The organism is Streptomyces montanus, assembly GCF_005786655.1.
Taxonomy (GTDB): Bacteria; Actinomycetota; Actinomycetes; order Streptomycetales; family Streptomycetaceae; genus Streptomyces; species Streptomyces sporangiiformans.
This window is the reverse complement of record NZ_VBZC01000071.1, coordinates 22,076-46,725: the sequence shown is the minus strand read 5'-3', so window position 1 is coordinate 46,725 and position 24,650 is coordinate 22,076. Positions and strand designations below refer to the sequence as shown.

22 protein-coding genes and 1 pseudogene are annotated in these 24,650 nt (G+C 70.7%); 12 read left to right on the top strand and 11 right to left on the bottom strand.

Features of this window, described 5'->3' with window-relative positions; translation table 11 throughout:
* The 4 genes from FE633_RS40205 to FE633_RS40190 all read left to right on the top strand — a co-directional run.
* A partial coding sequence (locus tag FE633_RS40205) for an ABC transporter permease subunit (protein ID WP_138050107.1) occupies positions 1–1,257 on the top strand: 1,257 nt, incomplete at its 5' end.
* The gene (locus FE633_RS40200) at positions 1,254–2,621 is read left to right on the top strand and encodes an MDR family MFS transporter (protein WP_138050106.1); all 1,368 of its coding nucleotides are present in this window, start codon (positions 1,254–1,256) and stop codon (positions 2,619–2,621) included. The genes FE633_RS40205 and FE633_RS40200, both read left to right, overlap by 4 nt.
* Before the next feature lie 56 nt (positions 2,622–2,677).
* Positions 2,678–3,034 (top strand): ArsR/SmtB family transcription factor, encoded by a 357-nt coding sequence (locus tag FE633_RS40195; protein WP_138050105.1) that lies wholly within the window; start codon positions 2,678–2,680, stop codon positions 3,032–3,034.
* A gap of 6 nt (positions 3,035–3,040) precedes the next feature.
* The gene (locus FE633_RS40190) at positions 3,041–3,577 is read left to right on the top strand and encodes an SRPBCC family protein (RefSeq protein ID WP_138050104.1); all 537 of its coding nucleotides are present in this window, start codon (positions 3,041–3,043) and stop codon (positions 3,575–3,577) included.
* Positions 3,578–3,583: 6 nt separating this feature from the next.
* Here FE633_RS40190 and FE633_RS40185 read toward each other — a convergent pair whose 3' ends face one another.
* The 6 genes from FE633_RS40185 to FE633_RS40160 form a co-directional block, all read right to left on the bottom strand.
* Positions 3,584–5,548: a DUF2264 domain-containing protein gene (locus FE633_RS40185; RefSeq protein WP_138050103.1), complete on the bottom strand. Its 1,965-nt coding sequence runs from the start codon at positions 5,546–5,548 to the stop codon at positions 3,584–3,586.
* 48 nt (positions 5,549–5,596) lie between these two features.
* Positions 5,597–6,577 carry a hydroxyacid dehydrogenase gene (locus FE633_RS40180; protein WP_138050115.1) on the bottom strand — a complete coding sequence of 327 codons (981 nt, stop codon included), beginning with the start codon at positions 6,575–6,577 and terminating at the stop codon, positions 5,597–5,599.
* An 83-nt stretch (positions 6,578–6,660) separates the two neighbouring features.
* Positions 6,661–7,572, bottom strand: a complete 912-nt coding sequence (locus FE633_RS40175; RefSeq protein ID WP_246114044.1) for a carbohydrate ABC transporter permease — start codon at positions 7,570–7,572, stop codon at positions 6,661–6,663.
* Positions 7,569–8,546, bottom strand: coding sequence for a carbohydrate ABC transporter permease (locus tag FE633_RS40170; RefSeq protein WP_246114043.1), 978 nt, complete (start codon positions 8,544–8,546; stop codon positions 7,569–7,571). Before FE633_RS40170 ends, FE633_RS40175 begins: the two co-directional genes overlap by 4 nt.
* A gap of 9 nt (positions 8,547–8,555) precedes the next feature.
* Entirely contained in the window at positions 8,556–9,869 is a 1,314-nt protein-coding gene (locus FE633_RS40165; protein ID WP_138050102.1) for an ABC transporter substrate-binding protein, read from the bottom strand.
* Between the two features lie 122 nt (positions 9,870–9,991).
* Positions 9,992–11,080 (bottom strand): LacI family DNA-binding transcriptional regulator, encoded by a 1,089-nt coding sequence (locus FE633_RS40160; protein WP_138050101.1) that lies wholly within the window; start codon positions 11,078–11,080, stop codon positions 9,992–9,994.
* A 178-nt stretch (positions 11,081–11,258) separates the two neighbouring features.
* Here FE633_RS40160 and FE633_RS40155 point away from each other — a divergent pair, with 178 nt between their 5' ends.
* The 7 genes from FE633_RS40155 to FE633_RS40125 all read left to right on the top strand — a co-directional run bounded on the left by FE633_RS40155 (position 11,259) and on the right by FE633_RS40125 (position 17,687).
* The gene (locus FE633_RS40155; RefSeq protein WP_138050100.1) at positions 11,259–11,771 is read left to right on the top strand and encodes an ArsR/SmtB family transcription factor; all 513 of its coding nucleotides are present in this window, start codon (positions 11,259–11,261) and stop codon (positions 11,769–11,771) included.
* A gap of 3 nt (positions 11,772–11,774) precedes the next feature.
* Positions 11,775–12,866 (top strand): serine hydrolase domain-containing protein, encoded by a 1,092-nt coding sequence (locus tag FE633_RS40150; protein ID WP_138050099.1) that lies wholly within the window; start codon positions 11,775–11,777, stop codon positions 12,864–12,866.
* Between the two features lie 193 nt (positions 12,867–13,059).
* Positions 13,060–13,818 carry a sulfite exporter TauE/SafE family protein gene (locus FE633_RS40145; RefSeq protein ID WP_138050098.1) on the top strand — a complete coding sequence of 253 codons (759 nt, stop codon included), beginning with the start codon at positions 13,060–13,062 and terminating at the stop codon, positions 13,816–13,818.
* A gap of 128 nt (positions 13,819–13,946) precedes the next feature.
* On the top strand, positions 13,947–14,942 hold the full coding sequence (locus FE633_RS40140) for a branched-chain amino acid ABC transporter permease (protein WP_138050097.1): 996 nt from the start codon (positions 13,947–13,949) through the stop codon (positions 14,940–14,942).
* 12 nt (positions 14,943–14,954) lie between these two features.
* Positions 14,955–15,947 carry a branched-chain amino acid ABC transporter permease gene (locus FE633_RS40135; RefSeq protein ID WP_138050096.1) on the top strand — a complete coding sequence of 331 codons (993 nt, stop codon included), beginning with the start codon at positions 14,955–14,957 and terminating at the stop codon, positions 15,945–15,947.
* The gene (locus tag FE633_RS40130; RefSeq protein WP_138050095.1) at positions 15,937–16,944 is read left to right on the top strand and encodes an ABC transporter ATP-binding protein; all 1,008 of its coding nucleotides are present in this window, start codon (positions 15,937–15,939) and stop codon (positions 16,942–16,944) included. Before FE633_RS40135 ends, FE633_RS40130 begins: the two co-directional genes overlap by 11 nt.
* Positions 16,945–16,946: 2 nt before the next feature.
* A complete protein-coding gene (locus tag FE633_RS40125) occupies positions 16,947–17,687 on the top strand; it encodes an ABC transporter ATP-binding protein (RefSeq protein WP_138050094.1) in 741 nt (246 codons plus the stop codon).
* A 99-nt stretch (positions 17,688–17,786) separates the two neighbouring features.
* Here the strand turns inward: FE633_RS40125 and FE633_RS40120 are convergent, their stop codons facing one another.
* The 4 genes and pseudogenes from FE633_RS40120 to FE633_RS49615 form a co-directional block, all read right to left on the bottom strand.
* Positions 17,787–19,058, bottom strand: a complete 1,272-nt coding sequence (locus FE633_RS40120; RefSeq protein WP_138050093.1) for an ABC transporter substrate-binding protein — start codon at positions 19,056–19,058, stop codon at positions 17,787–17,789.
* A gap of 129 nt (positions 19,059–19,187) precedes the next feature.
* Positions 19,188–19,433 (bottom strand): annotated as a pseudogene (locus tag FE633_RS40115) (hypothetical protein); the annotation flags it as partial.
* A gap of 31 nt (positions 19,434–19,464) precedes the next feature.
* Positions 19,465–20,280, bottom strand: coding sequence for an HAD-IIA family hydrolase (locus tag FE633_RS40110; RefSeq protein WP_138050092.1), 816 nt, complete (start codon positions 20,278–20,280; stop codon positions 19,465–19,467).
* A 41-nt stretch (positions 20,281–20,321) separates the two neighbouring features.
* Complete coding sequence (locus FE633_RS49615; RefSeq protein ID WP_138050091.1) at positions 20,322–20,558, bottom strand: Arc family DNA-binding protein; 237 nt, start codon at positions 20,556–20,558, stop codon at positions 20,322–20,324.
* A 17-nt stretch (positions 20,559–20,575) separates the two neighbouring features.
* Between FE633_RS49615 and FE633_RS40100 the strand changes: the two genes are divergently transcribed.
* Entirely contained in the window at positions 20,576–21,796 is a 1,221-nt protein-coding gene (locus tag FE633_RS40100; protein ID WP_138050090.1) for an RNA-guided endonuclease InsQ/TnpB family protein, read from the top strand.
* A 35-nt stretch (positions 21,797–21,831) separates the two neighbouring features.
* On the opposite strand, the gene FE633_RS40095 is transcribed toward FE633_RS40100, so the two are convergent.
* On the bottom strand, positions 21,832–24,600 hold the full coding sequence (locus tag FE633_RS40095; protein WP_246114046.1) for an NHLP bacteriocin export ABC transporter permease/ATPase subunit: 2,769 nt from the start codon (positions 24,598–24,600) through the stop codon (positions 21,832–21,834).
* Between the last annotated feature and the right edge of the window lie 50 nt (positions 24,601–24,650).

Here is a 24,650-nt window from a genome sequence, read left to right as displayed (position 1 = left end):
CTGCTCGGCCGGCTGCTCGACGACATGCTGCCGGGCGCGTTCGCGGAGCCCTGGGCGCTGGCGGCCGCGGCGCGTGGAGTCCCCGGCCGCGGGGTCGCCCGGCAGGCGCTGCGCCGCTGCGTGCCCGGACTGCTCCCGAACACCGGGCTGTTCGTCGTCGGCCTGACCGGCGGCGCGGTCGCCGTGGAACAGGTCTTCGACATCCCCGGGCTCGGACGGCTGACACTGCAGGCAGCCGTGGCGCAGGACCTGCCCGTACTCCAAGCCGGAACGCTGGTCCTCGTCCTGCTGGCGGCGGTCGCCTCCGGCGTCGCCCGTCTCGCGGCACGGCTCCTCGTTGGACCGGCCCTGCGCGACGGCGCGCTGTCCTCGCTGCACCGCCCGACGCCGACGCGGCCCTCGACCCTGCCCCTTCTGTACGGCGGGCTGCTGCTCGGCGTCGTCGCGCTCGGACTGGCCCGGGACCCGGTGGCACTGGACACCACAGCGCGGCTCCAATCCCCTTCCTGGGCCTACCCGTTCGGCACGGACGCGCTGGGCCGCGATGTACTGGCGCGGGTCGGGCACGGCGCGTGGGACACGCTGGCCCTCGCCGTCGCGGTGAGCGCGGCCGCCCTGGTGATGGGTGTCGTACTGGGGCTGCTGCCGAGGTTCTCCGGCCCGTTGGCCGACACGGTCAACGCCGTGCCGCCGGTCCTCGCCGCCCTCCTCGTCACCGGTGTCGCGGGGAGCGGCGCCTCGACCCCGGCCCTCTCCGTGACCGCCGTCGCCTGGGCGCCGCTGGCCGCCCACACCTCGGCGCTGCTCCAACAGGAGCGTGCCACCACGCACTTGACGGCGACACGCGCTCTGGGAGCGGGACCGCTGTACCTCCTGGGGCACGAACTCCTCCCCGCCGTCCTGCCTCCGGTCGTCCGCCACTCCCTCCTGCGCCTGCCGGGCGTGGCCCTCGCTCTCGCTGCCCTCGGCTTCCTCGGCCTGGGCGCCCAACCGCCGTCGCCCGAATGGGGGTTGCTCCTGTCCGAGAACCAGCCGTACGCCGAACGCGCCCCGTGGGCCGTCCTGGCACCGGCCGCCGCGCTCGCCCTGCTGGGGGCGGTGGCGGTGACGGCCGGGGGAGGGGTGCGGCGGCCACGGCTGCCGCGACCGCGGCGGTCAGGCAGGGCGGTGTTCGAGGGCGAGATGCGAGCGGAGCGCGACCAGCGGTCCGACGAAAGCGAGCCGGTGGCCGCGAGTTCCGTGGAGGCGAAGTCATGACCGAGCAGGAGCAACCACCCCCGTCCGGGACCAGCGCGGACACGCCCCGCCGCAGCAGGCGCCTGCTGCGGTCCCTGCGGACCTTCACCTCCCTCTCCCCGCTGCTCCGCCTCCTCATCCTCACCCAACTCGCCTTCAACATCGGCTTCTACGCCGTGCTGCCGTTCCTCGCCGAACACCTCGGCACGGCGATCGGCCTGGCGGGCTGGCTGGTCGGACTGGTCCTCGGCCTGCGCACCTTCAGCCAGCAGGGACTGTTCGTGGTGGGGGGCGCGCTGGCCGACCGGTACGGAGTACGCCCGGTGGTGCTGGTCGGCTGCGTCCTGCGGATCGCGGGCTTCGGCTGGCTCGGATACGCGGACGCGAGCTGGGCGGTCATCGGCGCGGTCCTCCTCATCGGCTTCGCCGCCGCGCTGTTCTCGCCCGCGGTCGAGTCGGAGGTGGCCCGGCAGGCGGTCTGCCGGGAGGAGGCGGGCGACGGCCCGCGTACGCACGTACTGGCCCTGTTCACCGTGGCGGGCCAGGCCGGCGCGTTCGTCGGCCCGCTGATCGGCGCCCTCCTGCTGGCCGTGGACTTCCGTGCCGTCTGTCTCGCCGGTGCCGGGGTCTTCGTACTCGTCCTGGCCGGGCACGCGTGGCTGCTGCCGCAGCACATACCCGGCCGCGTCCGCGCCAAGGGCCGCGGAGGCCTCCGCTCACTGGTCCGCAACGGCCGTTTCCTCGCCCTGTGCGGGGCATACGGCGCCTACCTGCTGGCGTACAACCAGCTCTATCTCATCCTCCCCGCCGAGGTGGAGCGCGCGGCGGGCTCGCAGGCGCCGCTGGCGTGGCTGTTCGCGCTGTCCTCGCTGCTGGTCGTGACCGCCCAGCTGCCGGTCACGCGCTGGGCGGCGGACCGGCTCGACCTGCGCCGGTGCATGGCCGCGGGCTTGCTGCTCATCGCGGCCGGCTTCGCGGTCGTGGCCTTGGCCCGCCCCGTCGGGTGGACCGGCACGGCGGGGCTGCTGCCCGCGGCCGGCTACGTCGTCCTGCTCACTCTCGGCCAGATGCTCGTCGCCCCCGCCGCCCGTGCCTGGGTGCCGGACTTCGCCGACCCCGACCGGCTGGGCCTCTACACCGGCGCGATGTCCTCGGTGTCCGGATTGATCGTTCTCGCGGGGAGCGCGGCCACGGGCTCCCTCCTCGACTCCGGGCTGCCACCGGCCGTCCCCTGGCTCGTCCTCGCCGCAATTCCCGCCGCGGCGGTCGTGTTGCTGCCCCGCCGCCCCGTCCCGACGGGGGCGGCCGAAGCGGGCGGAGCGGCCGGAGCCGCCGGGCCACCGGCCAGGTCGGCCCCGGACGCCGTCGAGGACCGGGCCACGTAGCCGACCTCGCGGCGTATTCCTTGACAAGAATATAACCGCAGAGGCATATTTGAAGCATGTCCGACGCCTCCGTGTGGACCGCGCTCGCCGATCCGCACCGGCGGGTCATCGTCGGCCTGCTCCTGGAGCGGCCCCGACCCGTCGGTGAGATCGTCGAGGCATGCGGCCTGAGCCAGCCGAGCACGTCGAAGCATCTGCGGGTGCTGCGAGACGCGGGGCTGGTGCGCGTACGGCAGGACGCGCAGCGCCGCGTGTACGCCCTCGATCCGGCGCCGATCGCGGAGCTGGACGCCTGGCTGGCCCCGTACCGGAAGCTGTGGAACAGCAGCCTCGACGCACTCGGGCACCGTCTGGACGAGACGGCCCCCAAGGAGCCGCCGGACCACTCCCAAGCCCCCATCTCGAAGGACTGAGCCACTATGTCCGCCGAACTGACCGGAACCTACCTCGCCCTGGACGACGGCCTCCCGGCCGTCCGCTTCAGCCGCACCTACGACCACCCCATCGACCGCGTCTGGCAGTTCGTGACCGAAGCGGACGAACTGGCCCACTGGTTCCCCGCCCGCGCCGAGATCGAGCTGCGTGCCGGGGGAACGATCACGTTCAGCGGCGACCCGAACCTGGAGGACACGACGGGCCGCGTGATCGCCGTCGACGCGCCCCGGCACCTGTCCTTCGAGTGGAACGGCGACGAACTGCGCTTCGACCTGGAGGAGTTGGACGAGAAGCGGACCCGCTTCACGCTGACCAACGTACTGGTGGAGGAGAACACCGCCGCCCGCAACGGCGCGGGCTGGGAGGTGTGCCTCACCGCCCTCGACGCCTGGACCCGCGGCGAGCGGTTGGAGGGCCCGCACGCCGGTGCCTCCGCACGCTGGCAGGAGATCTACCGCGGTTACGTCGAGGCCGCATTCCCCTCCGGCGCGCCGGTACCGGGCCTGGACGCCGGGAGCTGAGCGGCGTCACGCCGGGCCCTCGGCGGCGGCGCGGTCCGTCGTGACCGTGGGGCCGCCGTCGCCGAAGTCCACGACCGTACGGGCCCCGTCGGCCCAGCGGACGGTGACAGCCAGGCCGCTCACCTCAGCGGTGGCCTGCCCGGCGAGTCGCGACGCGCCGGGTTCGCCGGTGAGGGAGGCCAGCGCGGCGAACACCGTGCCCGCCGGGGTCTCTCCGACGGTTCCGGTGAGTTCGGGGACCAGCGCCCAGGGGCCGTAGGCCGTGCCCTGTGGTGCGCGGACGGTGCGCTGCGTCTGCCAGCCGTGCAGGCCGAGCAGCTGGCTGGTCACCTCCGGACCGTCGAGACGTATCTCCGCGAGCTGTTCGGCCTCGGCGGGTTCGGCCTCCGGCGAAGCGGCGACGGCCCAGCCGCTGTGGTGGATCGGTGTCCCGGCCGGGACACCGACCGTGCGGTGCACGCGCAGCTCGAACCTGCCGCGCGCCAGCGTCAGGCTCTCGATCCGGGCCGAGGGCAGCACCGGACCACCCTCCGGGAAGACCGGCCGGTGCCATGAGGCGAGCCAGTCGGGGCCGGCGGCGAGGGGGGTGATGCGTACCCGGGCGCTGCGGGTGCCGCGTGCCTGGAGCGCGATGTGGTTGTCGGGGGTGTTGGCGGCGCTGGTCGGGCCGGTGCGGGTGGAGTACGCGAGGCGGGCGTAGAGCGGGTTCCCGGGGGCCCGCTCCGGCTCCCGGGAGTCGAGCTTGTAGCTGCCGTGGTTGTGCAGACGCGCGAGGCCGTCCCGGCCGGTGGTCTGGATGAGGAGCCCTGGGGCGGGCAGGGCGAGTGTGCGGTCGGGCCCCTCGGCGGGTGCGTTCTCCTCGGTGGCCGTCCACACCGGGTCCCCGGGCGGCAGGAGCAGGGCGAGGAAGCCCTTGGACGCCCAGTACGGCGAGCCCGGCCCCGAGTAGCGCTGGAGCGTCGCCTCGTGCGGCCCGTACCAGCCGAGGCTGAGGACGCCGTCCGCGGTCAGGGCGCCGCGGTCGAGGAAGTGGCGCAGTGCCCCGCTGAGGACGCGACGGGTGACGCCGGGCGCGAGCGGTGTCCTGCCGGTGAGGGCGCCGAGCGCCACGGCGGCGACCGCCGCGAAGCGGTAGGTCAGGGACCGCCCGTGGTGGATCGGCGCGCCGCTGGCGTCGAAGAGCAGCGCGAAGCCGTCCAGGAACTCCCGCAGACGCGGGCCCAGATGGTCGAGCAGCGCCCGGTCACCGGCCAGGTGGGCATGGAGCATCGGGTACAGGTGCAGGGCCCAGCCGTTGTAGTGGTCGAAGGACCGGCCGTCGCCGTCGGAGTACCAGCCCTGCCCCTGGTACCAGCCGTCCAGCAGATCGAGCCCGCGCTCGATCCCGCGGCGCGTCTCGGCGTCGCCCCGTCCGACGGACTCGAGGAACCCCGCGACGGTCAGCGGGAAGAGGTACCAGTTGTTCGGGGCGGGGGTGTGCCGCAGCGCGCCGCGCAGCCACTGTTCGAGGCGGTCCTGGTCGGCGGCGGGCAGCGTGTCCCAGGTCCACGGCGTGGTCAGCCGCAGGGCCAGTGCCACCGAGGCGGACTCCACCATGGGCTGGCCATGGATGCCGTGGTGGCCGATCACCGGCCAGGACTCGGCGTCGCCGCGCCCCGGGGTGCGGGTGCCGCGTGCGATACCGGAGTTGTAGCGCTCCAGGAACCCGTGCGGGTCCTTGCCGGACGCCCCGGCGGTACGGAGCGCCGCGAGCAGGAACGTACGGGCGAACCCTTCGAGCCCGTCGGAGCGCACCCCGGACTTGGAGGGCGGGCCGGGCAGGTCGATCAGGGCTTGGCCGGGGGTGGCGTAGCGGAGGGCGGCGGCCAGCATTCGGTCGGCGGTGGCCTCCCAGTGGGCGCGGGTGCAGCCGGTGTGCGGGCTGAGGGTGCGATCTTCCTCGGGGGCTGTGGGGAGGGGGTGTTCGGGCATGGGAGGGGCCACATCTCCTGTTCGTTCCGGCGGATGGGCTCAGGGGGCTCAGGCGAGGCGGGCCAGGTGTTCGGGCCGGACGGGGTGGGCGAAGGGGCGGCCGAGGGCGTACGTTTCGACCTCGGCCAGCGCCAGGTCGGCGAGACGGCGGAGTTCGCCGCCCTTGGAGCCGGCGATGTGCGGGGTGACGACGACGTTGGGGCAGTCGAACAGCGGTGAGTCGGCGGGCAGCACCTCCGGCTCGGTGACGTCCAGGATCGCGTGGAGCCGCCCGGACACCACCTCGTCGGTGAGGGCCTCCTGGTCGACCACGGCGCCGCGCGCGGTGTTGATCAGAGTGCCGCCCGTACGCAGCCGCGCCAGCAGGTCCCGGCTGACCAGGCCGCGGGTCTCGGGCAGCAGCGGCGTGTGCACGCTGATGACGTCGCTTTCGGTGAACAGCTCTGTCAACGAGACCGCGTGCGCCCCGAGTTCGCGTGCCTCGTCGTCCGTCACATAGGGGTCGTGGAGCAGCACTGTGAGGTCGTGGTGGCGGAGCAGGTCGATGACGCGGCGTCCGATGATCGAGGCACTGAGGATGCCCACGGTCCTGCGGTAGTTGCCCGCGTCGGGGTGGCGTTCGTTCCAGTCGATACGGCGGCGCTCGGCACGGTAGACGCGGGCGGTGTCGAGCACCCGCTTGTTGGCGAGCAGGATCATGGCCAGGGTGTACTCGGCGACCGGCACGGCGTTGGCCGCGGCGGCCGAGGAGACCACGAGGCCGCGCTCCCAGCAGGCGGCGGTGATGTGGTGGCGTACGGTGCCGGCGGTGTGCACGACCGCGCGCAGCCGGGGCGCGGCGTCCAGGGCCGCCGCGTCGAGGGGAGGGCAGCCCCAGCCGGTGACGAGCAGTTCGGCGTCGGCGAGCGCACGGCGCGCGGTGGGGGTGGTGAAATCGTCCAGGACGAGGTGCGGGTCGATGTCGGTCAGGGCGGCCAGCCGGGCCCGTATGCCGGCGTCGAGGACCTGCTCCGCGGTCTTCTTCGCCATGGCCAGCACGGCACGCGGGCGGGGCCGGTGGTCGAGGTCGGTCACTTCGGGCTCCGTACGGGGCAACTGGCGCTCCCTGCTGGTCACTTGACGCTTCCTGCGGTCAGGCCGGACTTCCAGTAGCGCTGCAGAGTGATGAACGTGACGATCAGCGGGACGACGGCGAGCAGCGAGCCGATGACGACGACGGGGTAGTACTCGGGAGAGACGGTGGCGGAGCTGTTCCAGGTGTAGAGCCCGAGGCTCAGCGGATACAGGTGCTGGTCGGAGAGCATCACCATGGGCAGGAAGAAGTTGTTCCAGATGGCGGTGAGCTGGAAGAGGAAGACGGTGACGAATCCGGGGCCGAGCATGCGCAGACTGACGCGCACATAGGTCTGCAGCTCGCCCGCACCGTCCACCCGGGACGCCTCCAGCACCTCGTTGGGCACGTAGCCGCTGCTGAGGAGGCGGGCGAGGTAGACACCGAAGGGGTTGAACAGGACAGGGATGAACACCGCCCAGAAGGTGTTGACCAGGCCGATGCCGGAGGCCACCAGGTAGAGCGGGAGGGCCAGTACGGTCGGCGGGACCATGACGCCGGCGAGGACGAGCCCGAACAGCTTCTCCTTGTGCCGGAACTCGTACTTGTCGAAGGCGTACCCCGCGGCGACGCTGATCAGCGAGCCGACGAGAGCGTCACCGACCGCGTACAGGAGGCTGTTGAGGTACCACTCGCCGTAGAGGCCGCCGTCCATGGCGAACAGGTCGGAGAGGTTCTGGGTGAAGGAGAAGTCGCTGAGGGAGAAGATGTCGCTGCCGAAGAGGGCATCGGCGTTCTTGGTGGAGGCGAAGAGCAGCCACAGTCCGGGCAGCAGGGTGTAGAGGGCCGCGATCAGAACGACGGCGTTGGCGACGCCGCGGCTGGTCAGCCTGCCGGTGCCGAAGGGGCGGCCGAGCGGCTTGCCCAGCGGCCGGCCGGCGACGCCGGGGCCGGCGGGGGTCGTTGTGGTCATCGCGCGCTCCGTTCCCGGCGGCCGGCCCATCGCGTCACCGCGTACGACAGGGCGCAGGTGACGACGAGGAGGATGACGGAGGCCGCGGCGGCCATTCCGTAGTTGTTGCGGCGGAAGGCCGCGTCGTAGATGTACATGTTCGGCGTAAAGCGGGAGTTGACCATCGGTGTGGCCTGGTTCATCAGCATGGGCTCGGTGAACAGCTGGAGCGCGCCGATCAGGGAGAACATGCACACCATGACGACGGAGGCCCTGATGATGGGGACCTTGACCTGCAGCGCGGTGCGCACATCTCCCGCGCCGTCGATCCGGGCGGCCTCCAGCACTTCGCGCGGCAGCGCCTGCAGCGCTGCGTAGAAGATCACCATGTTGTAGCCGAGGCCGCTCCACAGCGCGATGTTGACGATCGACGGCAGCACGGTGTGCAGACCGAGGAAGTCGATGGTGATGTCGGCCTGCGCGAAGAGCTTGATGACCGGGCTGAGGCCGGGGGTGTAGAGGTACAGCCAGATGACGGCGGCGATGATGCCGGGCACGGCGTGCGGCAGATACAGCAGCATCTGCGCCGTGCGCCGCAGCCGGACCAGCCCGGAGTCGAGGAGCAGGGCGAGCGCGAGCGCGCTGACCACGACGACGGGTACGAAGATCACGCAGTAGAGGGCGATGGCGCCGAACCCGGACATGAAGCTCGGGTCGTCGAGCACCGCGAGGTAACTGCGCAGCCCGGTGAAGACGGTGGTGCCGCCGCCGAAACCGAGGCCCTGGTGGTCCTCGGAGAAGAGGCTCAGGCCGATGGCGTAGCCGACGGGTACAAGGAACACGGCGACGAGCAGTGCCGTGAACGGGGCCAGGAGCGTGACGCAGGCGAGCATCTGCTGTCGGCGTCCCGCTCTGCGGGGGCGGGCGGGGCTCGCGGCCGGCGGTGTGGTGCCCGTCCGCTTTCCCGGTTTCCCTGGGGAGATCACTGTGCTCACGGCTGCACCTCAGTTGGTAGTGACCGACAGGCCGAGGCTCTTCAGGTCGGGGAGGGTTCTGCGCTGGGCTTCGCGGAGGGCGTCCAGGATGGTGCCGCTGCCGGCCCCCGCGCGCGCGAGCCCGTCGTCGCCGGAGCTGATCGTCGAGACCATCCGCGGTCCCCACTTCCACCGGGGGTCGATCAGCTCTGCTTGCTTCTGGAAGAGACCGAAGATGTCCTGGCCCGAGTAGTAGCTGGTGTCCATCTCCTTGCGGGCGACCGGGACGAGGTCGGGCACGGACGGATACGCGCTGCTGACGCCGCTGGAGAGCTTGGCGCGCAGCGCGGCCGGGCTGGTCACCATCCAGGAGATGAACTCCATGGCCTCTTTGGGACGGTTGCTGTCCTTGGTGACCATGAAGGTCGAGCCGCCCTGTGTGCCGAGGGTCGGCTTCTTCAGGTCCCACTGCGGGAAGGGCGCGATGGCCCATTTGCCCTTGCCGCTCGGTGTGGAGGACATCATCGAGCCCGCGGCCCAGGCGCCCGCCAGGTAGCCGGCCGTCTCACCGCTGCGCAGGTGCGCCCGCCACTGCTGGCTGGACGAGGGTTCGACGCGCACCAGGTCGTCGTCCAGCAGGCGCTGCCAGTACGCGGTGACCTTGCGGGTGGGTGCGTCGTCCATGGAGACACGCCAGGTCTCGCCGGAGGTGTCGTACCACCGCGCGCCGGCCTGCCAGCTGTAGCCGGCCATGTAGAGAGTACCGCCGGTGGTGAAGAGGCTGGCGATACGGGAACGGGGGTCGGCCTCCTTGAGCTTGCGGGCCGAACTCTCGAACTCCGCCCAGGTCTTGGGGACCGGGATGTCGTTCTTGGTGAACAGGTCCTTGCGGTACAGGAAGACCATCGGTTCGATGTCGACCGGCACGGCGTAGGTGCGCCCGCCGAATGTGGTCAGGTCCATCGCCTGCGGCAGGATTTTGCGGCGCACCGAGTCGGGCAGCAGCTTGGTGATGTCGCGGGGCACACCGTCGATGGCGTATCCGGGCAGCTGGGGATACTCGATGGTGGCGACATCGGGGGCGTTGCCCGCCCGTGCGGCGTTGCTGAGCTTGGCCCAGCCTCCTTGATCGCCCGAGGGGACCTGCTCGAAGTCGACCTTGATCTTGGTGTGGGTGCGGTTGAACTCGTCCACGACTTCTTGGCTGCCGCGGAGGGCCGACCAGAACGTGATGTGCACCGGCCCGCCGCCGGCGGTGTCGCTGCTGTCTCCGGCGGAACAGCCCGCCAGCAGCATGGCGAAGATCGTGAGCAGCGCCGCCGTAGCCCTGCGGGTCCATCGCATGAGCCCTCCCGCGTCCTTGCATGGATTACGGGCATCTTGAGCGGCAGATGAAAAAGGCGTCAATAGATCGAACAGAAGAAACTAAAGCGGTCAAACGAACAAGCGTCGACCAGTGAACGGGATCAGGCCGCCGGCGGAGCCGTGGACTCCCTGATCACCAGACCCGGCAGCAGTTCCAGGTGACGGGTGGCCCCCGGGCGCAGTCCCTCGCGCGCCATGTCGAGCCGGCGCAGCAGCAGATCGACTCCGACCCGCCCGAGCTCCGCCTTGGGCGGGGCGACGGCCGTCAGGGCGACCGGCCCCATGTCGGCGACCACGTCGTTGTACGCGACCACCGAACACCTCCCGGGCACATCGATCCCCGCGGCCTGCAGCCGCTGCACCAGCACCAGCGCGTCCATGTCGCTGTGGATCAGCACCGCCGTCGCACCGCTCTGCCCCACCACCTCGGCCAGGTCCTCCGCCCGTGCGTCGGGCACACGCGGATCGGGGCCCGCGGTGCGCGAGCTGAGGATCGAGCGGCACCCCTCGGCGAGCCCCCGGGCGGCGGTCTGCTCGGCGAACTCGGCGCGGATGACCCGGGCGGTGGGACTGTCGTCCCGCGACGCCAGCACGATCCGCCGGTGCCCGAGACCGACCAGGTGCCCGAGCGCCAGATGAACGCCGTACGCATGGTCCGTGCGCACGCAGTCCAGGGGGTAGATCGCGCTGGTCCGTGCGGGGCGCCGCTCCACCAGCACCGTGGGAACATCCAGTGCGGACAGCCACGAGTGATCCGCCTCCGCCTCGGCCCGCGTGCGCCAGTGCGGCGACAACAGCACCCCCCGCGCCCCGGCGTCCAGCGCCTGGCGCACCGCCTCCCGCTCCGCCCCGCCCTCGTCGGCGGCGATGTGCAGCGCGAGCCGCAGGCCGGCCTTCTCCGCGGCCTCCCGCGCGCCCTGTACGGCTTCGGTGAGATAGGTGTTGCGCTCGGGCACGATCATGGCGATGGCGTCGCCCCCGGTGGCACTCTCCTCGGGTACCGGCCGCAGCGAACGCGCCACCCCGTGCCCGCGGCGCACCTCTCCGCGCCGGGCCAGCTCCTCGACGTCCCGGCGCACGGTGACGACGGAGACGCCGAGCTCGTCGGCGAGATCGGTGATGCGCGCGACGCCCCGGTCCCGCACCACCTCCGCGATCCGGGTCTGCCGCTTCTGCGCCGACTCCCGCATGGCCCCACCGCTTTCGTTCCCGTCGGCCGCACCGCCGGGGCGCGACCGCGCGGCGGCTTGCGCGATCGAATTCGCGCGATGCGGCCATAGTAGCGATCAATCGATCAGACAGGGCGACGTCGTCTGTACGGCCCAACCAGCTTGCTCTGTTATTCCGGAATAACGTAGCGTTCGCGTCATGACTGCTGAGTCCCTCCCGGAGCGGCTCGCCGCGCTCGAAGAACGGGTGGCGCGGCTGGAGGCCGGGCCGCGGACCCCCCGGAACGAAACGTTCTGGGCTCTCGAAGGGCTGCGTGAGCGGCTCACGGGACAGGGACAAGTGCTGTTCACCGGCGCCCTGGACCTGCCCACGGGCGAACACTACGAATGGCAGCAGGGCGCCGCGACGGACGGGCTGCTCGAAGCGGACTGGGCCGAGCACTCCGCGTCGTACGCCGCGCTGGGGCACCCGGTGCGGCTCACCCTGCTGCGCGCCGTGCTCCAAGGAACCCGGTCCGCGGCCGAGTTGCAGGAGACAGCCGGACTGAACACCACCGGTCAGCTCTACCACCACCTCAAGCAGCTGACAGCCACCGGCTGGCTGAATGCCGAAGGGCGCGGCCACTACCACGTGCCCGCCGGCAGGGTCGTGCCGCTGCTCGTGCTGCTGTCCGCGGTGGTGCCGCCAGGTAACCCGACGACAGGGGAGTAACCCATGGACCGACGCAGATTTCTCACCGTGGCGACGACAGCGGCGGCCGGTGTGTCGCTGCTGCCGCAGAACGCCGCGGCAGCCGAAAACGACCTGCCCGCACGGGTGCGGCGTTACCTGGACCGGGCCCTGGCCGCGGGCAGCCCGAGCGCGGTCTGCGGGGTCATCCACGGCGCACGCACCTACGTCGCGGGCGCGTCCCAGGGCACGCCGAAGCCGAACGGCAGAACGGTGTTCCAGCTCGGATCGATCGGCAAGACCCTCACCGCCACCGCGCTCGCCCGCGCCGTGCGGGACGGCGCGACCCGCCTCGACGCACCCCTCGTCTTACCCGCCCGGTTCCGCATCCCGCGCAAGGGCCCTCGCCGGATCACCATGGCCGACCTGGCGACCCACACCGCCGGTCTGCCCTCGCTGCCTCCGAACCTCCTGGCGGGAGCGGACCCCTATGACCCGTACGCGCACTACACGCTGGACGACCTGGCGGCCGGCCTGGCCGAGACGACCTTGAGCAGCGAGCCGGGCAGCGTCCACGCGTACTCGAACCTCGGGTTCGGACTGCTCGGCCAGGCGCTGGCCTTCGACGACGTGGACGCGATGCTGCGGCGCCGGGTGACCTCGCCACTGGGCCTGCATGACACGACGACGACGCTGAGGCCGGACATGGCGTCCCGCAAGGCCGTCGGCCATCTGGAGGGCGATCCCGTTCCCGACTGGCACGACCCCGTCCTCAGCGCCGCGGGGACCTCGATCTACAGCACCGCCGACGACATGCTGCGCTTTCTGGGCGCCCAACTGCGCCCGGAGCGTTCGCCGTTGCGGGACGCGATCGAACTGACGCAGCGGCCCCACTTCACCGTCGACCAGAACCTGCGTATCGGTCTCGGCTGGCACCTCAGCCCACTGCCCAGCGGTCGGACCATGACCTGGCACAACGGTGGCACCGGCGGATTCAGCACCTGCGCGGCGTTCAGCAGGAAGAGCGGGACGGCGGCCGTGATGATGGTGAACACCTTCAGCGAGGAGACGTCGACCGACGCCCGCCCGGTCGACGCGCTGACCCTCGCCCTGCTCGACGAACTCGACGCGGCCTGAGGCGCATCGCGTAGCCGGCCCGCTCGCTTGCGCTCTCAGGGCGGTTCGCGAGCCGGGCCGAAAGAATTCGGCGGACACCGAAGCGTCGCCCGCCTAGCGTCGGCTTCATGAACATCTCCTCCGGCACGGGACGCCGGCAACCAGGACAGATGACGGCGGCAGCAGGCGGCACCGCCGTCAGGGGAGCCTCAGCGTGACGCCGGGGGAGATGCTCGCCGTGTTCGCGGCCGGCGTGAGCGCCGGTGCCATCAACACCGTTGTGGGCTCGGGAACCCTGATCACCTTTCCCGTTCTGCTCGCCACCGGCCTCACGCCTGTCACCGCGACGGTCTCCAACGCGCTCGGGCTGGTCCCCGGCTCCGTCAGCGGCGCCATCGGCTACCGCAAGGAACTCAGGGGACAGGGCCGACGCATCCTGAAACTCAGCGTCGGCGCCCTGCTGGGCGGTGTCACCGGCGCCACGCTCCTGCTGGCCCTGCCCGCCACCGCGTTCGAGAAGATCGTGCCGGTCCTGGTGGGTTTCGCCCTCGTCCTGATCTCGGTGCAGCCACTGATCAGCAAAAGAATGCGCCGCCGCGCACCGGGCGACACCGCCCGACGCGACGGTGGCCCGCTGCTGTACACCGGTCTGACGCTGGCCAGCGTCTACGGCGGCTACTTCTCCGCCGCGCAGGGAATCATCTACATCTCTCTCATGGGCATGCTCCTCGACGAGACCCTGCAGCGCCTCGTCGCCGTCAAGAACGTCCTCGTCGCCGTCGTCAACGCCGTAGCCGCGCTCTTCTTCCTCTTCGTCGCGGACTTCGACTGGACCGCCGTCGTACTGATCGCCGTCGGGTCCGCGCTCGGCGGCCAGATCGGAGCCACGGTGGGCCGCCGCTTCAGCCCCGCGGTCCTGCGGGCCCTGATCGTGACGATCGGCGTCGTCGCCATCGTCCAGCTCCTCCGCTGAGGCGGGGCCGAGTGCTCCGCCGAGGCGCGGCCGGCTTCTCCGCCGAGGCGCGGAATTGGCCTGCCGAGTGCCTGACGAGCCGCGCTTACACTGAGTAACACGGATGTTCGGAACATACCGGGTACATCATGCGCTGTCCGCGGATTCTGCTTCCGGCACTCGCTCTGGCACTGGTGGTGTTGTCCGCAGCCCCCGCGGCGGGGCAGGGCGAGGAGCTCCCGGCTGGCCGGGGGTTCGGTGCACGTTTTCTGCAGGCGCTGATCGACGGCGTCCAGTTCGGTGTGATCATCGCCATCACCGCGGTCGGGCTGTCGCTCGTCTTCGGCACCATCCACCTGATCAACTTCGCGCACGGTGAGTTCGTCACCATCGGCGCCACCTTCGCCTTCTTCCTCAATGCCTCTCCGGCGGGTCCGGGCTGGCATCTGATCCCGGCCGCGGCCGCCGCCGTCCTGTTCGGGGCGCTGCTGGGCGCGGCGGTGGACCGCGGCATATGGCGCCCGCTGCGGGCGCGGGGCACCGGGCTGATCAATCTGTTCATCGTCACCATCGGGCTGTCCCTGCTGCTGCGGCACATCGTTCTCGTGCTGTACGGGACACGGCCGGCCTCCTTCGCCCAGTACGACATCCAGGAGGCGATCGATCTCGGGCCGGTCGGCATCACACCCCGGGACCTCACGGTCACCCTGCTCTCGATCCTCGTCCTGCTCGGTGTCGCCGCCCTCCTGCAGAGGACACGGATCGGCACGGCCGTCCGGGCCGTCTCCGTCAACCGCGACCTCGCGGAGGCCTCGGGCATCGATGTGCAACGGGTGGTGCTCGTCGTGTGGATGTTCGGTGGCGCCCTGGCTGCCCTCGGCGGAGTCTTCTTCGGCCTGGTGGAGATCATCACCTGGGACATGGGCTTCAAGCTGCTGCTGCTCATGTTCGCCGGGATCATCCTGGGCGGACTGGGCTCCGCCTACGGAGCGATGGTGGGCAGTCTCGTCATCGGGATCGTCGCCCAGGTGTCCACGCTCTGGTTCCCGGTCGACCTGCAGTACGCCTGGGCGCTGCTGGTCCTCATCGTCGTCCTGCTCGTGCGGCCGCAGGGCATCCTCGGCCGCCGGGAACGCGTGGGATGAGGAGGCGGGTCCATGGACTTCTCGGTCATCGTCTCCGACGCGCTGCGCTCCGGCCTCGGTCCCATCGCCGCCATCTACGCGCTCGCCGCGATGGGGCTGAACCTGCACTTCGGCTATACCGGCCTGCTCAACTTCGGCCAGGTCGGCTTCATGCTCGTCGGCGGCTACGGGCTCGCGGTCACCGTGGCGACGTACGACGGTTCCATGTGGCTCGGGGTCCTGAGCGGACTCGCCTGCGCGATCGTGCTGGCCCTGCTGCTCGGAGCGCCCACACTGCGGCTGCGCGCCGACTATCTCGCGATCACCACCATCGCCGCGGGGGAGACGCTCCGGCTGTTCTACCGCTCCAGCTGGGCCGAGCCGGTCACCGGCGGCGTCTTCGGCCTGCAGAGGTTCGCCGGCGACTTCTACGACCTCAGCCCGATACCGCGCGGCACCTACGGGGTGTGGCTCGTGGAGTTCAGCTCCCAGGACCTGTGGGTGCTGATCGTCGGATGGGGGCTGGTGGTTGTGGTGGGCATACTGCTCGCCCTCCTGGTGCACAGCCCGTGGGGCCGCGTCATCCGCTCCATCCGCGAGGACGAGACCGCCGCCCGCAGCCTGGGCAAGAACGTCTACGCGTACAAGATGCAGAGCCTGGTGCTGGGGGGCGTGCTCGGAGCCGTCGCCGGCATGCTGCAGGCGATCGAGGTGCAGTCGGTGAACCCCGACAGCTACGACCCCGCCGTCACCTTCTTCCTGTACACCCTGCTCGTGCTGGGGGGTGCCGGGCGGATCCTGGGGCCGGTCGTCGGCTCGATCCTGTTCTGGTTCGTGCTCACGTTCCTCGACAGCGCGCTGCGCCAGGCCATCGGCGCCGGGTACATCTCGCCGGATCTGATCAGTACGTCCGAGGTCGGCGCCGTGCGCTTCGCGCTGGTCGGTCTCGCGCTGATGCTGCTGATCGTGTTCCGGCCGCAGGGCATCCTCGGCAGTAGGAAGGAGATGCTGCTCAGTGAACGCTGACCAGGGCCCGGCTGTGCGCGCCTCTGCTTCTGCCGACTCCGAGTCTGCGTCTGCGTCTGCGTCCGCGGCCGCCGGCCGGCTCGCGGGGACCGCGCCCGAGCCCGGTGTGCGCAAGCCCGATCCACTGCTCGTCCTGGACGGGGTGACCCGCAGCTTCGGTGGACTCGTGGCTGTGCGGGTGGACCATCTGGAGGTGCAGCGAGGGGCCATCACGGCGCTCATCGGCCCCAACGGTGCCGGTAAGACCACGCTGTTCAACATCGTCAGCGGGTTCGACCGGGCCGGCAGCGGCAGCTGGTCGTTCGACGGACATCCGCTCACCGGCCGCCCCGCGCACCGGGTGGCACGGCAGGGCCTGGTCCGTACGTTCCAGCTCCCCAGGACGCTCTCCCGGCTGACCGTACGGGAGAACATGATGCTGGCGGCCGCCGGGCAGGGCGGCGAGCGGTTGCTGTCCGCCCTGCTGCGGCCGCTGTGGCGCGGGCAGGAGCGGGAAGCCGGGCGCAGGGCGGACGAGCTGCTGGAGCGGTTCAGGCTGGGAGGCGTCCGCGACGACTACGCCGGCACGCTGTCCGGAGGCCAGCGCAAACTGCTGGAGCTGGCCCGTGTGCTGATGGTCCGCCCCGTCATGGTCCTGCTCGACGAGCCGGTGGCCGGTGTGAACCCCGCGCTGAGCCAGTCCCTGCTCGGACACATCACCGAGCTGCGGGACGAGGGACTGACCGTCTGCTTCGTGGAACACGACATGGACGTCGTGATGGGCATCAGCGACTGGGTGGCCGTCATGGCCGACGGCCGCCTGGTGGCGGAGGGCCCACCGCACACGATCGGGCAGAACCCCGCGGTGGTGGACGCCTATCTGGGCCGGCGCCACGACGAGCCCGGAGCCGGCGAGGACGAGCCGACCGGGAACGGGCCGACCGGGGACGAGTCGACCGGGGCCGGGCCGACCGAGGACAAGGGGACCGGAGACGAGTCGAGCGAGGACAAGGAGTGACCATGTCTGCCGACGAACACGCACCGGTGCTGGCGGCCGACGACATCGTCGCCGGATACCTGGCAGGCGTCGACGTCCTGCGCGGATGCAGCGTCCGAGTGGGGCCCGGTGAACTGGTCGGTGTGATCGGCCCCAACGGAGCCGGCAAGTCGACCCTGCTCAAGGCGGTCTTCGGCCTGTTGCGCGTGCGCAGCGGGACGGTACGGCTGCTCGGCGAGGACGTCACCGGCTGGTCTGCGCATGAGCAGGTCCGCCGGGGCGTGGGCTACGTACCGCAGCTGGAGAACGTCTTCCCGGCACTGACCGTCGAGGAGAACCTGCGGATGGGGATCTATCTGCGGCCCAAGGACTACGCGCGGCGTGCCGAGGCGATGGCGGAACTCTTCCCCGTGCTGGCCGCCCGCCGGAGGCAGAAGGCCGGGTCGATGTCCGGCGGCGAGCGGCAGATGCTCGCGATGGCCCGCGCGCTCATGATGGAGCCGCGGCTGCTGCTGCTCGACGAGCCGTCCGCGGGACTGTCTCCGGTCCATCAGGACCTGGTGTTCGAGCGAGTGAGGGAGATCAACGGCGCGGGCGTGGCCGTGCTCATGGTCGAGCAGAACGCCCGCAGATGTCTGCAGATCTGCGACCGGGGCTACGTCCTGGACCAGGGCCGCAACGCGTACTCCGGTACGGGCGCGCACCTGCTGCGGGACGAGAAGGTGATCGAGCTCTACCTAGGCACCCTCGCCCGCGTCCGCTGACCCAGGGCCTGTCCGCCGGACAGGCCCCAGTCCCTTCGTCTCACCTCCTCACTCGTCGCTCTTCGTCCTGTCGTCCCTTCGCTGTGCGTCGGTTTGTCCTTACTCCTCGGCAGTGCTCACCTCGGTGCGAATCGTCTGCAGCTGGCCCTGGTCGTCGTAGGTGTAGACCTCGATGGTGGCCCGGCCCGGTTCGCCCTTGTCCGTGAAGTCGAGCGGGCCGCTCACGCCGTCATAGTCAATGTCACGGCCGTCCGCGATCAGTTCCTTGCAGGCGGCGAACGTGTTGCACTTCTCTCCGTCCTTGGTGATCCCGACCATTTCCTTCACGAAGTTCTCGGGGTTGTCCGACTTCGCCTGTTCCGCGGCGAGCGCGATGGTTGTCACACAGTCGAATGTCTGTGGTGCGAACTGCAGCTCCTTCAGATCGGGTGCGAATTTCTTGAGATCGTTCACGTACTGCTCGTTGGCCGCCGACGCGGGGGCCGTCCCCTTCATCCCGGAGAGCCGCTCCGGGTTGTCGGGAGCGACGAGCGTGGCAAGCTCCTCGCTGCGCAGGCCGTCGGCGCCGTACACGCCGATCTGATCAGGGCCGAGCCCGGCCTCGATCAGACCCTGCAGTATCTGCGTGCCCTCCTCGAAGGCGATCACTCCGACCGCGTCCGGACTGGCGTCCCTGACCCGCTGCACGACCTGGTCGAAGTTCGTCGCCTCAGGGTCGTAGGTGTCCGCGAGTGTCACGGCCACCCCTTGGTCCTCCAGTGCCGCCTTGGTGGCCTGCACCAGACCGCGCCCGTAGTCGTCGGCACGCCCCACCAGCGCCACCCGGTCATGGCCGTCCTCGCGGATGACATCCGCCAGGACCGGACCCTGCAGTACGTCACTCGGCGCGGTACGGAAGTAGTACCCGCCGTCGTCGTAGTCGGTGAAGGTGGGTGCCGTGTTCGACGCCGAGCACTGCACCACGCCGGCTCCGGTCACCCGGTCGATGAACGCCAGGGACATGCCGGAGGCCGCCGCACCGATGATCGCGTCCACGCCGGAGGCGAGGACCCGTTCGGCGGACTGGGCCGCGACGGCTTCCTGACCGGCCTCATCGCTGGCGACCGCGTCCGGCACCGGCTCACCCAGCACACCGCCCGCGTCGTTGATCGTCTGGATCGCGAACTTCAAGGACTCGATCTGGGGTGGGCCGAGGTAGGCCAGCTGTCCGGTCTCCGGCAGCACATAGCCGAACTTGAGCTCACCGTCTTCCTCGCCGGCCGGTAGCCCGGCCCGGGCACTGGCGGTCGCGCCGGTGGTCGCACCGACGGCCGTCACCAGCAGCGCCGCCGCGCTCACGAAGATCGCGGACCGACGTTTCGACACTCTCATGTCCGCCTCCTCTCAACGAGGCGGGCAGCGGTCGAGAGGCCGGCCTCCGCCCGCCTTCATAGTTGAGGGTAGAACCTCTGGTCCCGTCCAGGCACGTCAGGCGACCGGGGCATCCGCCAGAGCCTCGGACTACCGGTCCGTTCCGTCCGGCTCCACCTCCGCGACGGGATCCGGGTGGTGGGAGCGGTGGTAACTCTCCGGTGGGGCGAGGTAACTGTCGGGCACCCGACCGGTATTGATGACGATCTGGTCCACGGCGACCGCGGGGTCGACCATGAACAGCCTCAGGACGTGCTCGCCGGGCTCCGTGACGGTCACGGTGGCGGACAGCTTCTCGATGCCGTCCTCCACATTGCGGGCCCAGGCATCTCCGCGGTTGCCGGTGGCGACGGCCGCAGCGGCAGCGCTACGCGAGGGAGGTCAGCAGCGCGGGAACATCCGCCACCGAGTCCAGCACATGGTCGGGTGTGCCGCTCGCGGACTTGTGGGTCTCGGGCAGGTACTTACCGGTCTTGACGAGCACACCGGTGATCCCGACGCGCTGCGCCGCCAGCACGTCGGACTCGACGTCGTCGCCGACCATCAGTGCTTCACCGGGACCGACCCCGACCCGCGCCAGCGCAGCCTCGAAGAACGCCGGCGCGGGCTTGCCGGTGATCTCGGCCTCCGTACGTGCGGCCTGCTCCAGGCCGACCAGAAACGCACCGGTGTCGAGCCGCAAGCCCTCCGCGGTGCGCCAGTACAGATTGCGGTGCATGGCGACCAGCCGCGCACCATCCTGCAGATGTCCGAATGCCCGGTTGAGCGAGGCGTAATCGAATTCCGGCCCCGCACCGCCCACGATGACGACATCCGGGACGGTCTCCTCATCGGAGGAGGCCTCGGCGTCGTCGAGCAGCGCCACACCGGCGAGGTCCTCACGGATGTCACCGCTGTTGAGCAGCGAGCACCGCGCCCCGGGATACCGCTCGGAGACGAACGCCGCCGTCGCGGCAGGCGCGGTGAGGATGTCCCCGGCGTCCACCGGGAAGCCCGCCCCGGCCAGTGCCTCGGCGATCGACGCGCGCGTACGGGACGTCGTGTTGGTGACCAGGGCGACACCGAGCCCCGCCTCCCGGATCTGCTGCAACGCCTCAACGGCTCCGGGCAGCGGCTCCCACGAGACAGCGAGTGCACCGTCGATGTCGATCAGAACCGCGCGTACCGACTCCAGGCCTGCCATCCAACGAACATACCGAACATATCGGCGCCCAACAGTTCACGTCACCGGGATTCCCGGAGGATGCCGCGGCCTTCAGGCCAGGGAGGAATCCGGTTTCCCGCGTAGCGGGGCAGGGAGAGCCGGATCGCCGCCGGGCCGTCCGGCGTCTGCCCGGGAGCGGCGAGGTCGACCTCCAGGAGGTGGAGGATCTCGGAGTTGAGGGACCGCTGGTCCGCAGCAGCCTGGGCGGTCACCCGTTCGGGTAGGCCCGCCGGAATGCGGAGTGAGAAACGAATCATGACGCTTTGATGGCGTCATGACGACGCTACGGGAAGCCGACGAGGCCGGACGCGCCCGGTACACGTACCGGGCGCGTGTGTCGTCGGCCGCCCGTACGGCGCTGCTGGCGGAGTGGGACCGGTGCAGGTGGATCTGGAACGAGTGCGTCGCCAAGTCCCAGGCAACTCACCTGCACAACAAGACCACGGGCGAGAAGCGGACCTGTGGCCCGGCGCAGCTCGACAAGATGCTGACCGAGGCGCGGGAGCGTACGCCGTGGCTGCGCGAGGGCTCGTCGGTTCCTCAACAGCAGGTCATCCGCGACTTCGGCCGCTCCCGCATCAAGGCGCAGAAGGACATCACAGAGCACCTGCCCATGGCGCGCCGGGCAGGGATGCCGAAGTGGAAGACCAAGCGCGAGGCACTGCCGACTCTCAACTACACCCGGCGCGGGTTCCGGTTGAAGGACGGCCGGCTGCACCTGGCCGGGGGCATCGTCGTCACAGTGGTGTGGTCGCGGGAACTGCCGGCTGAGCCGTCCTCGGTGCGCGTGTACCAGGACAGCCTCGGGCATTGGTACTGCTCGTTCGTCGTCCCCGCCCAGGTCCAGCCCCTGCCGGAGACCGGCCACGCACTGGGCGTCGACTGGGGCGTGAAGGAGACCGCGACCACCACGTCCGACGCGCACGACCTGCCGCACGCCGAGCACGGCAAGAAGGCCCAGACGAAGCTGACCCGGTACGACCGGATGATGGCCCGCCGCAAGCCGAAGAAGGGCCGGCCCGGATCGAAGGGCTACCGCGAGGCGAAGAAACTGCGGGCGAAGGCGCACAAGAAGGTCGCGAGGCAGCGTGAGGACACCGGTCGCAAGTGGGCCAAGAAGCTGGTCCGCGACCACGACGCCATCGCTGTCGAGGACTTCCGTCCGAAGTTCCTGGCCAAGAGCACCATGGCCCGCAAGGCCGCTGACGCCGCCATCGGCGCCACCAAGGCGGCTCTGATCGAGATGGGCCGCAAGCATGGGCGGGACATCCGCCTCGTACACCCCGCGCACACAACGATGGACTGCGCCAACTGCGATGCGAGAGCCAAGCACGCACTGCCGCTGGGTGAGCGCACCTACACCTGCGCCGCGTGCGGAACCGTGTCCCCACGGGACAAGAACTCCGCACGCGTCATGCTCGTCCGGGCTGGTCTCAACCCGGCTGGTGCTGATGGCGGAAGACCTCCTGGAGCGCTGCTCCAAGAGGCGGCCTGAGCCAGGAATCCCCTCCCCTTCAGGGAAGGGAGGATTCAATGCATCTGCCGCCGCACCAGCTCATGCAACCGCCCACCCGTGTCCGCGAGCAGCGCGGCGGGCGGCCCCTGCTGGGCGACGCGCCCGGACTCCATCACGATGACGCGGTCCGCGTCCATCACCGTGGACAGCCGGTGCGCGATCACGACACGCGTGGCGTTGAGCGCCCGGGTGCTCTCGATCACCGTGCGCTGCGTCTCGTTGTCCAGGGCACTGGTCGCCTCGTCGAAGAAGAGGATGCGCGGCCGGCGGATCAGCGCCTGAGCGATCATCAGCCGCTGCCGCTGCCCGCCCGAGATCGCGCCGCTCCCCGAGACGATCGTGTGCAGCCCCATGGGCATGCGCTTGATGTCCTCGGCGAGCCCCGCCATCTCGGCGGCCGCCATCGCCTCCTCCGGCGTGTACGGCTCGGTGCCACAGATGCAGTCCAGGATCGAGCCGGTGAACGGCTGCGCGTGCTGGAGCACGACGCCGCACTGACGGCGTACGGCCGACTGGTCCAGTGCCGCCAGGTCCTGACCGTCGTACAGCACACTGCCCGACACCGGCTTGTCGAAGCCGATGAGCAGCCGAAGCAGCGTGGACTTGCCGCACCCGCTCGGCCCCACGATCGCCACGAACTCGCCCGGCCGGATCTCGAACGACACGTCGTCGAGGACGAGCGGCCCGTCGTCGGTGTACCGGAAGGACAGGTTCTTCGCCTCGATGGCGCCGGACAGCGCGGCGGGGCGGGTGCTCGCCACGCGCACCTCGGGCGTCGCGTCGAGGACGGGCCTGATCTCCTCGAACATCGGCAGCGCGGCGACCGCCGAGACGAAGGAGCCGGTCAGCTGCGTCACCGAGGTCAGCAGCATGGTCACCGAGGTGTTGAACGTCAGAAAGGCACCGGCCGACATCGATCCGCGGGCCGGCCCCGCGAGCAGCATGAACATGAGCAGGGAGCACAGGGGCAGATACACCGCGCCCAGCACCGTGGTGAGGTTCTTGATGCGCCCCACCTTCTGCTGCAGCTCTCGGCTGTGGGCGAACTCGCCGGCCCAGGCCGCGTACGCGTAGTTCTCCGCCGCCGCGACCCGCAGCTTGGGCAGACCCCGGAGGGTCTGGAACGCCTGGTTGTTGAGCTTGTTGCTGAGCACGACGAGCCGGCGCTGCCAGCGCACCTGCCACAGGCCGAGCCCGAGGAACACCGCGGCGATCACGACGAGCATGCCGATCGCGGCGAAGGCCATCGGGACGCTGTACAAGAACAGCAGGACGAGGTTCATCGCGCCGACCGTGCCCGACTGGACGACCACCGGCCCGACGCCCGCCATCAGCCGGCGGATGGAGCTGATACCCATGGCGGCGCTGGCCAGTTCACCGGTGGAGCGCGAGGTGAAGAACTTCGTCGGAAGCCGCAACAGCCTGTCCCACACGGCGGGTTGCAGCGTGGCCTCGATGCGCCCCTCCATCCGCAGGACGGTGAGGTTCTGCATCAGCATGAAGGCCGCCGACACCACACTGGCGATCATGATGGCCAGGCAGAACTGGACGATCAGGTTCTCCTGGGCCTGCGGCACATAGACCCCGAGCACCTGCCCGGTGGCGATCGGCACCAGCGCGCCGAGCCCCACCGTGACCAGCCCGCTGATCGCGAGATTGCGCAGGTCGCCGGTGGAGCCCTGGAGACTGAACCGCAGCAGCCGCATGGGGCTCAGCCGGTGCTCGGGCAGCGGCCGGTAGAACATGACGGCGCGCGGCTCGAAATCCGCCACGTTGGCCTTCTCGACCGGTGTCTCACGACCGCTCGACGGGTGCACGGCCACGTAGCCGCCGCGTCGCCACAGCAGCGCGACCGGGGTACCCGACGCGGCCCGGTGGCCGACGAGCGGGCCGACGTTGTCACGCCACCAGCGCCCGTCGAGACGTACGGCGCGGGTGCGGACGCGGGAGGCGAGCGCGATCCGCTCGACGGGGTCGAGACGGTCGCTCTCCGTGCCGCCCTGCGCGGGGTCGGCGAGCGTGATCCCGGCGGCGTGGGCGACGAGCTTGCAGGCGGCGTACGTGGCGTCGGCGTCCGCGGGGGCCGAACTCCGCCCCGAGCGCTTGGAGATGGAGGCCAGCAGCGTCCGGTCGGCCTCGGCGCGGACCGCCTCACCCGCCTTGATGCCGGCGGCCGTACGGTGTTCGTGGGTGAGCTCCAGCTGCTCGATCCACCGGTCCAGCGTGGCGAGCAGCCGGTACTGCTGGTCGACCATGGCCTGCCACATCGCCGGGTCCATCAGCAGATCGGCGGCGGCCTCGGCACCGTACACGGAGCCGTACTGCACACTGCCCGGCGGCACCTGCATCCACAGGACGTCGTCATCGGTCAGGGCCGCGCCCCGCTCGGTGGCCAGCGGTGCCTCGAACAGGATGGCCAGGCCGCGGCCGACGCCGAGGGAGAGGGCGTACTCCAGCGGACTGGTGGCCGGGGGTACGTACTGGGGGTTGCCGTACTCGTCGTACGTCCATGTCTCGGTCTGCGGGGGCTGGTACAGCTCGCGCAGCTCGATACGCCGCAGCACGCACTCGCGCAGCGGCCTGCCGACCAGGGTGTGCTGCGGCCCGGCGACCGGGCCGAGGAGCAGTGTGCCCGCTTCGAGTCGGCCGAGGTGGTGCCAGTGGCCCTGCTGGACCGCGTCGACCGCGAACAGGTCCATGGCGCCGGAGGCGACGAGCCACAGCACGTGCGGGCCTTCGAGATCCAGCCGGGTGAGCCCGGAGCCGTCGACCGGCGTGCCCATGCCGCCGAGCGCGGCGAGCACGTAGTCGCCCTCGGTGCCCGTCTGTTGGT

Excerpts from the sequence above, each read along its gene's own strand:
- FE633_RS40200 (WP_138050106.1), top strand. The coding sequence starts at position 1,254 with ATGACCGAGCAGGAGCAACCACCCCCGTCCGGGACCAGCGCGGACACG.
- FE633_RS40195 (WP_138050105.1), top strand. The coding sequence starts at position 2,678 with ATGTCCGACGCCTCCGTGTGGACCGCGCTCGCCGATCCGCACCGGCGG.
- FE633_RS40190 (WP_138050104.1), top strand. The coding sequence starts at position 3,041 with ATGTCCGCCGAACTGACCGGAACCTACCTCGCCCTGGACGACGGCCTC.
- FE633_RS40185 (WP_138050103.1), bottom strand. The coding sequence starts at position 5,548 with ATGCCCGAACACCCCCTCCCCACAGCCCCCGAGGAAGATCGCACCCTC.
- FE633_RS40180 (WP_138050115.1), bottom strand. The coding sequence starts at position 6,577 with ATGGCGAAGAAGACCGCGGAGCAGGTCCTCGACGCCGGCATACGGGCC.
- FE633_RS40175 (WP_246114044.1), bottom strand. The coding sequence starts at position 7,572 with ATGACCACAACGACCCCCGCCGGCCCCGGCGTCGCCGGCCGGCCGCTG.
- FE633_RS40165 (WP_138050102.1), bottom strand. The coding sequence starts at position 9,869 with ATGCGATGGACCCGCAGGGCTACGGCGGCGCTGCTCACGATCTTCGCC.
- FE633_RS40160 (WP_138050101.1), bottom strand. The coding sequence starts at position 11,080 with ATGCGGGAGTCGGCGCAGAAGCGGCAGACCCGGATCGCGGAGGTGGTG.
- FE633_RS40155 (WP_138050100.1), top strand. The coding sequence starts at position 11,259 with ATGACTGCTGAGTCCCTCCCGGAGCGGCTCGCCGCGCTCGAAGAACGG.
- FE633_RS40150 (WP_138050099.1), top strand. The coding sequence starts at position 11,775 with ATGGACCGACGCAGATTTCTCACCGTGGCGACGACAGCGGCGGCCGGT.
- FE633_RS40140 (WP_138050097.1), top strand. The coding sequence starts at position 13,947 with ATGCGCTGTCCGCGGATTCTGCTTCCGGCACTCGCTCTGGCACTGGTG.
- FE633_RS40135 (WP_138050096.1), top strand. The coding sequence starts at position 14,955 with ATGGACTTCTCGGTCATCGTCTCCGACGCGCTGCGCTCCGGCCTCGGT.
- FE633_RS40125 (WP_138050094.1), top strand. The coding sequence starts at position 16,947 with ATGTCTGCCGACGAACACGCACCGGTGCTGGCGGCCGACGACATCGTC.
- FE633_RS40120 (WP_138050093.1), bottom strand. The coding sequence starts at position 19,058 with ATGAGAGTGTCGAAACGTCGGTCCGCGATCTTCGTGAGCGCGGCGGCG.
- FE633_RS40110 (WP_138050092.1), bottom strand. The coding sequence starts at position 20,280 with ATGGCAGGCCTGGAGTCGGTACGCGCGGTTCTGATCGACATCGACGGT.
- FE633_RS49615 (WP_138050091.1), bottom strand. The coding sequence starts at position 20,558 with ATGATTCGTTTCTCACTCCGCATTCCGGCGGGCCTACCCGAACGGGTG.
- FE633_RS40100 (WP_138050090.1), top strand. The coding sequence starts at position 20,576 with ATGACGACGCTACGGGAAGCCGACGAGGCCGGACGCGCCCGGTACACG.
- FE633_RS40095 (WP_246114046.1), bottom strand. The coding sequence starts at position 24,600 with ATGGGCACGCCGGTCGACGGCTCCGGGCTCACCCGGCTGGATCTCGAA.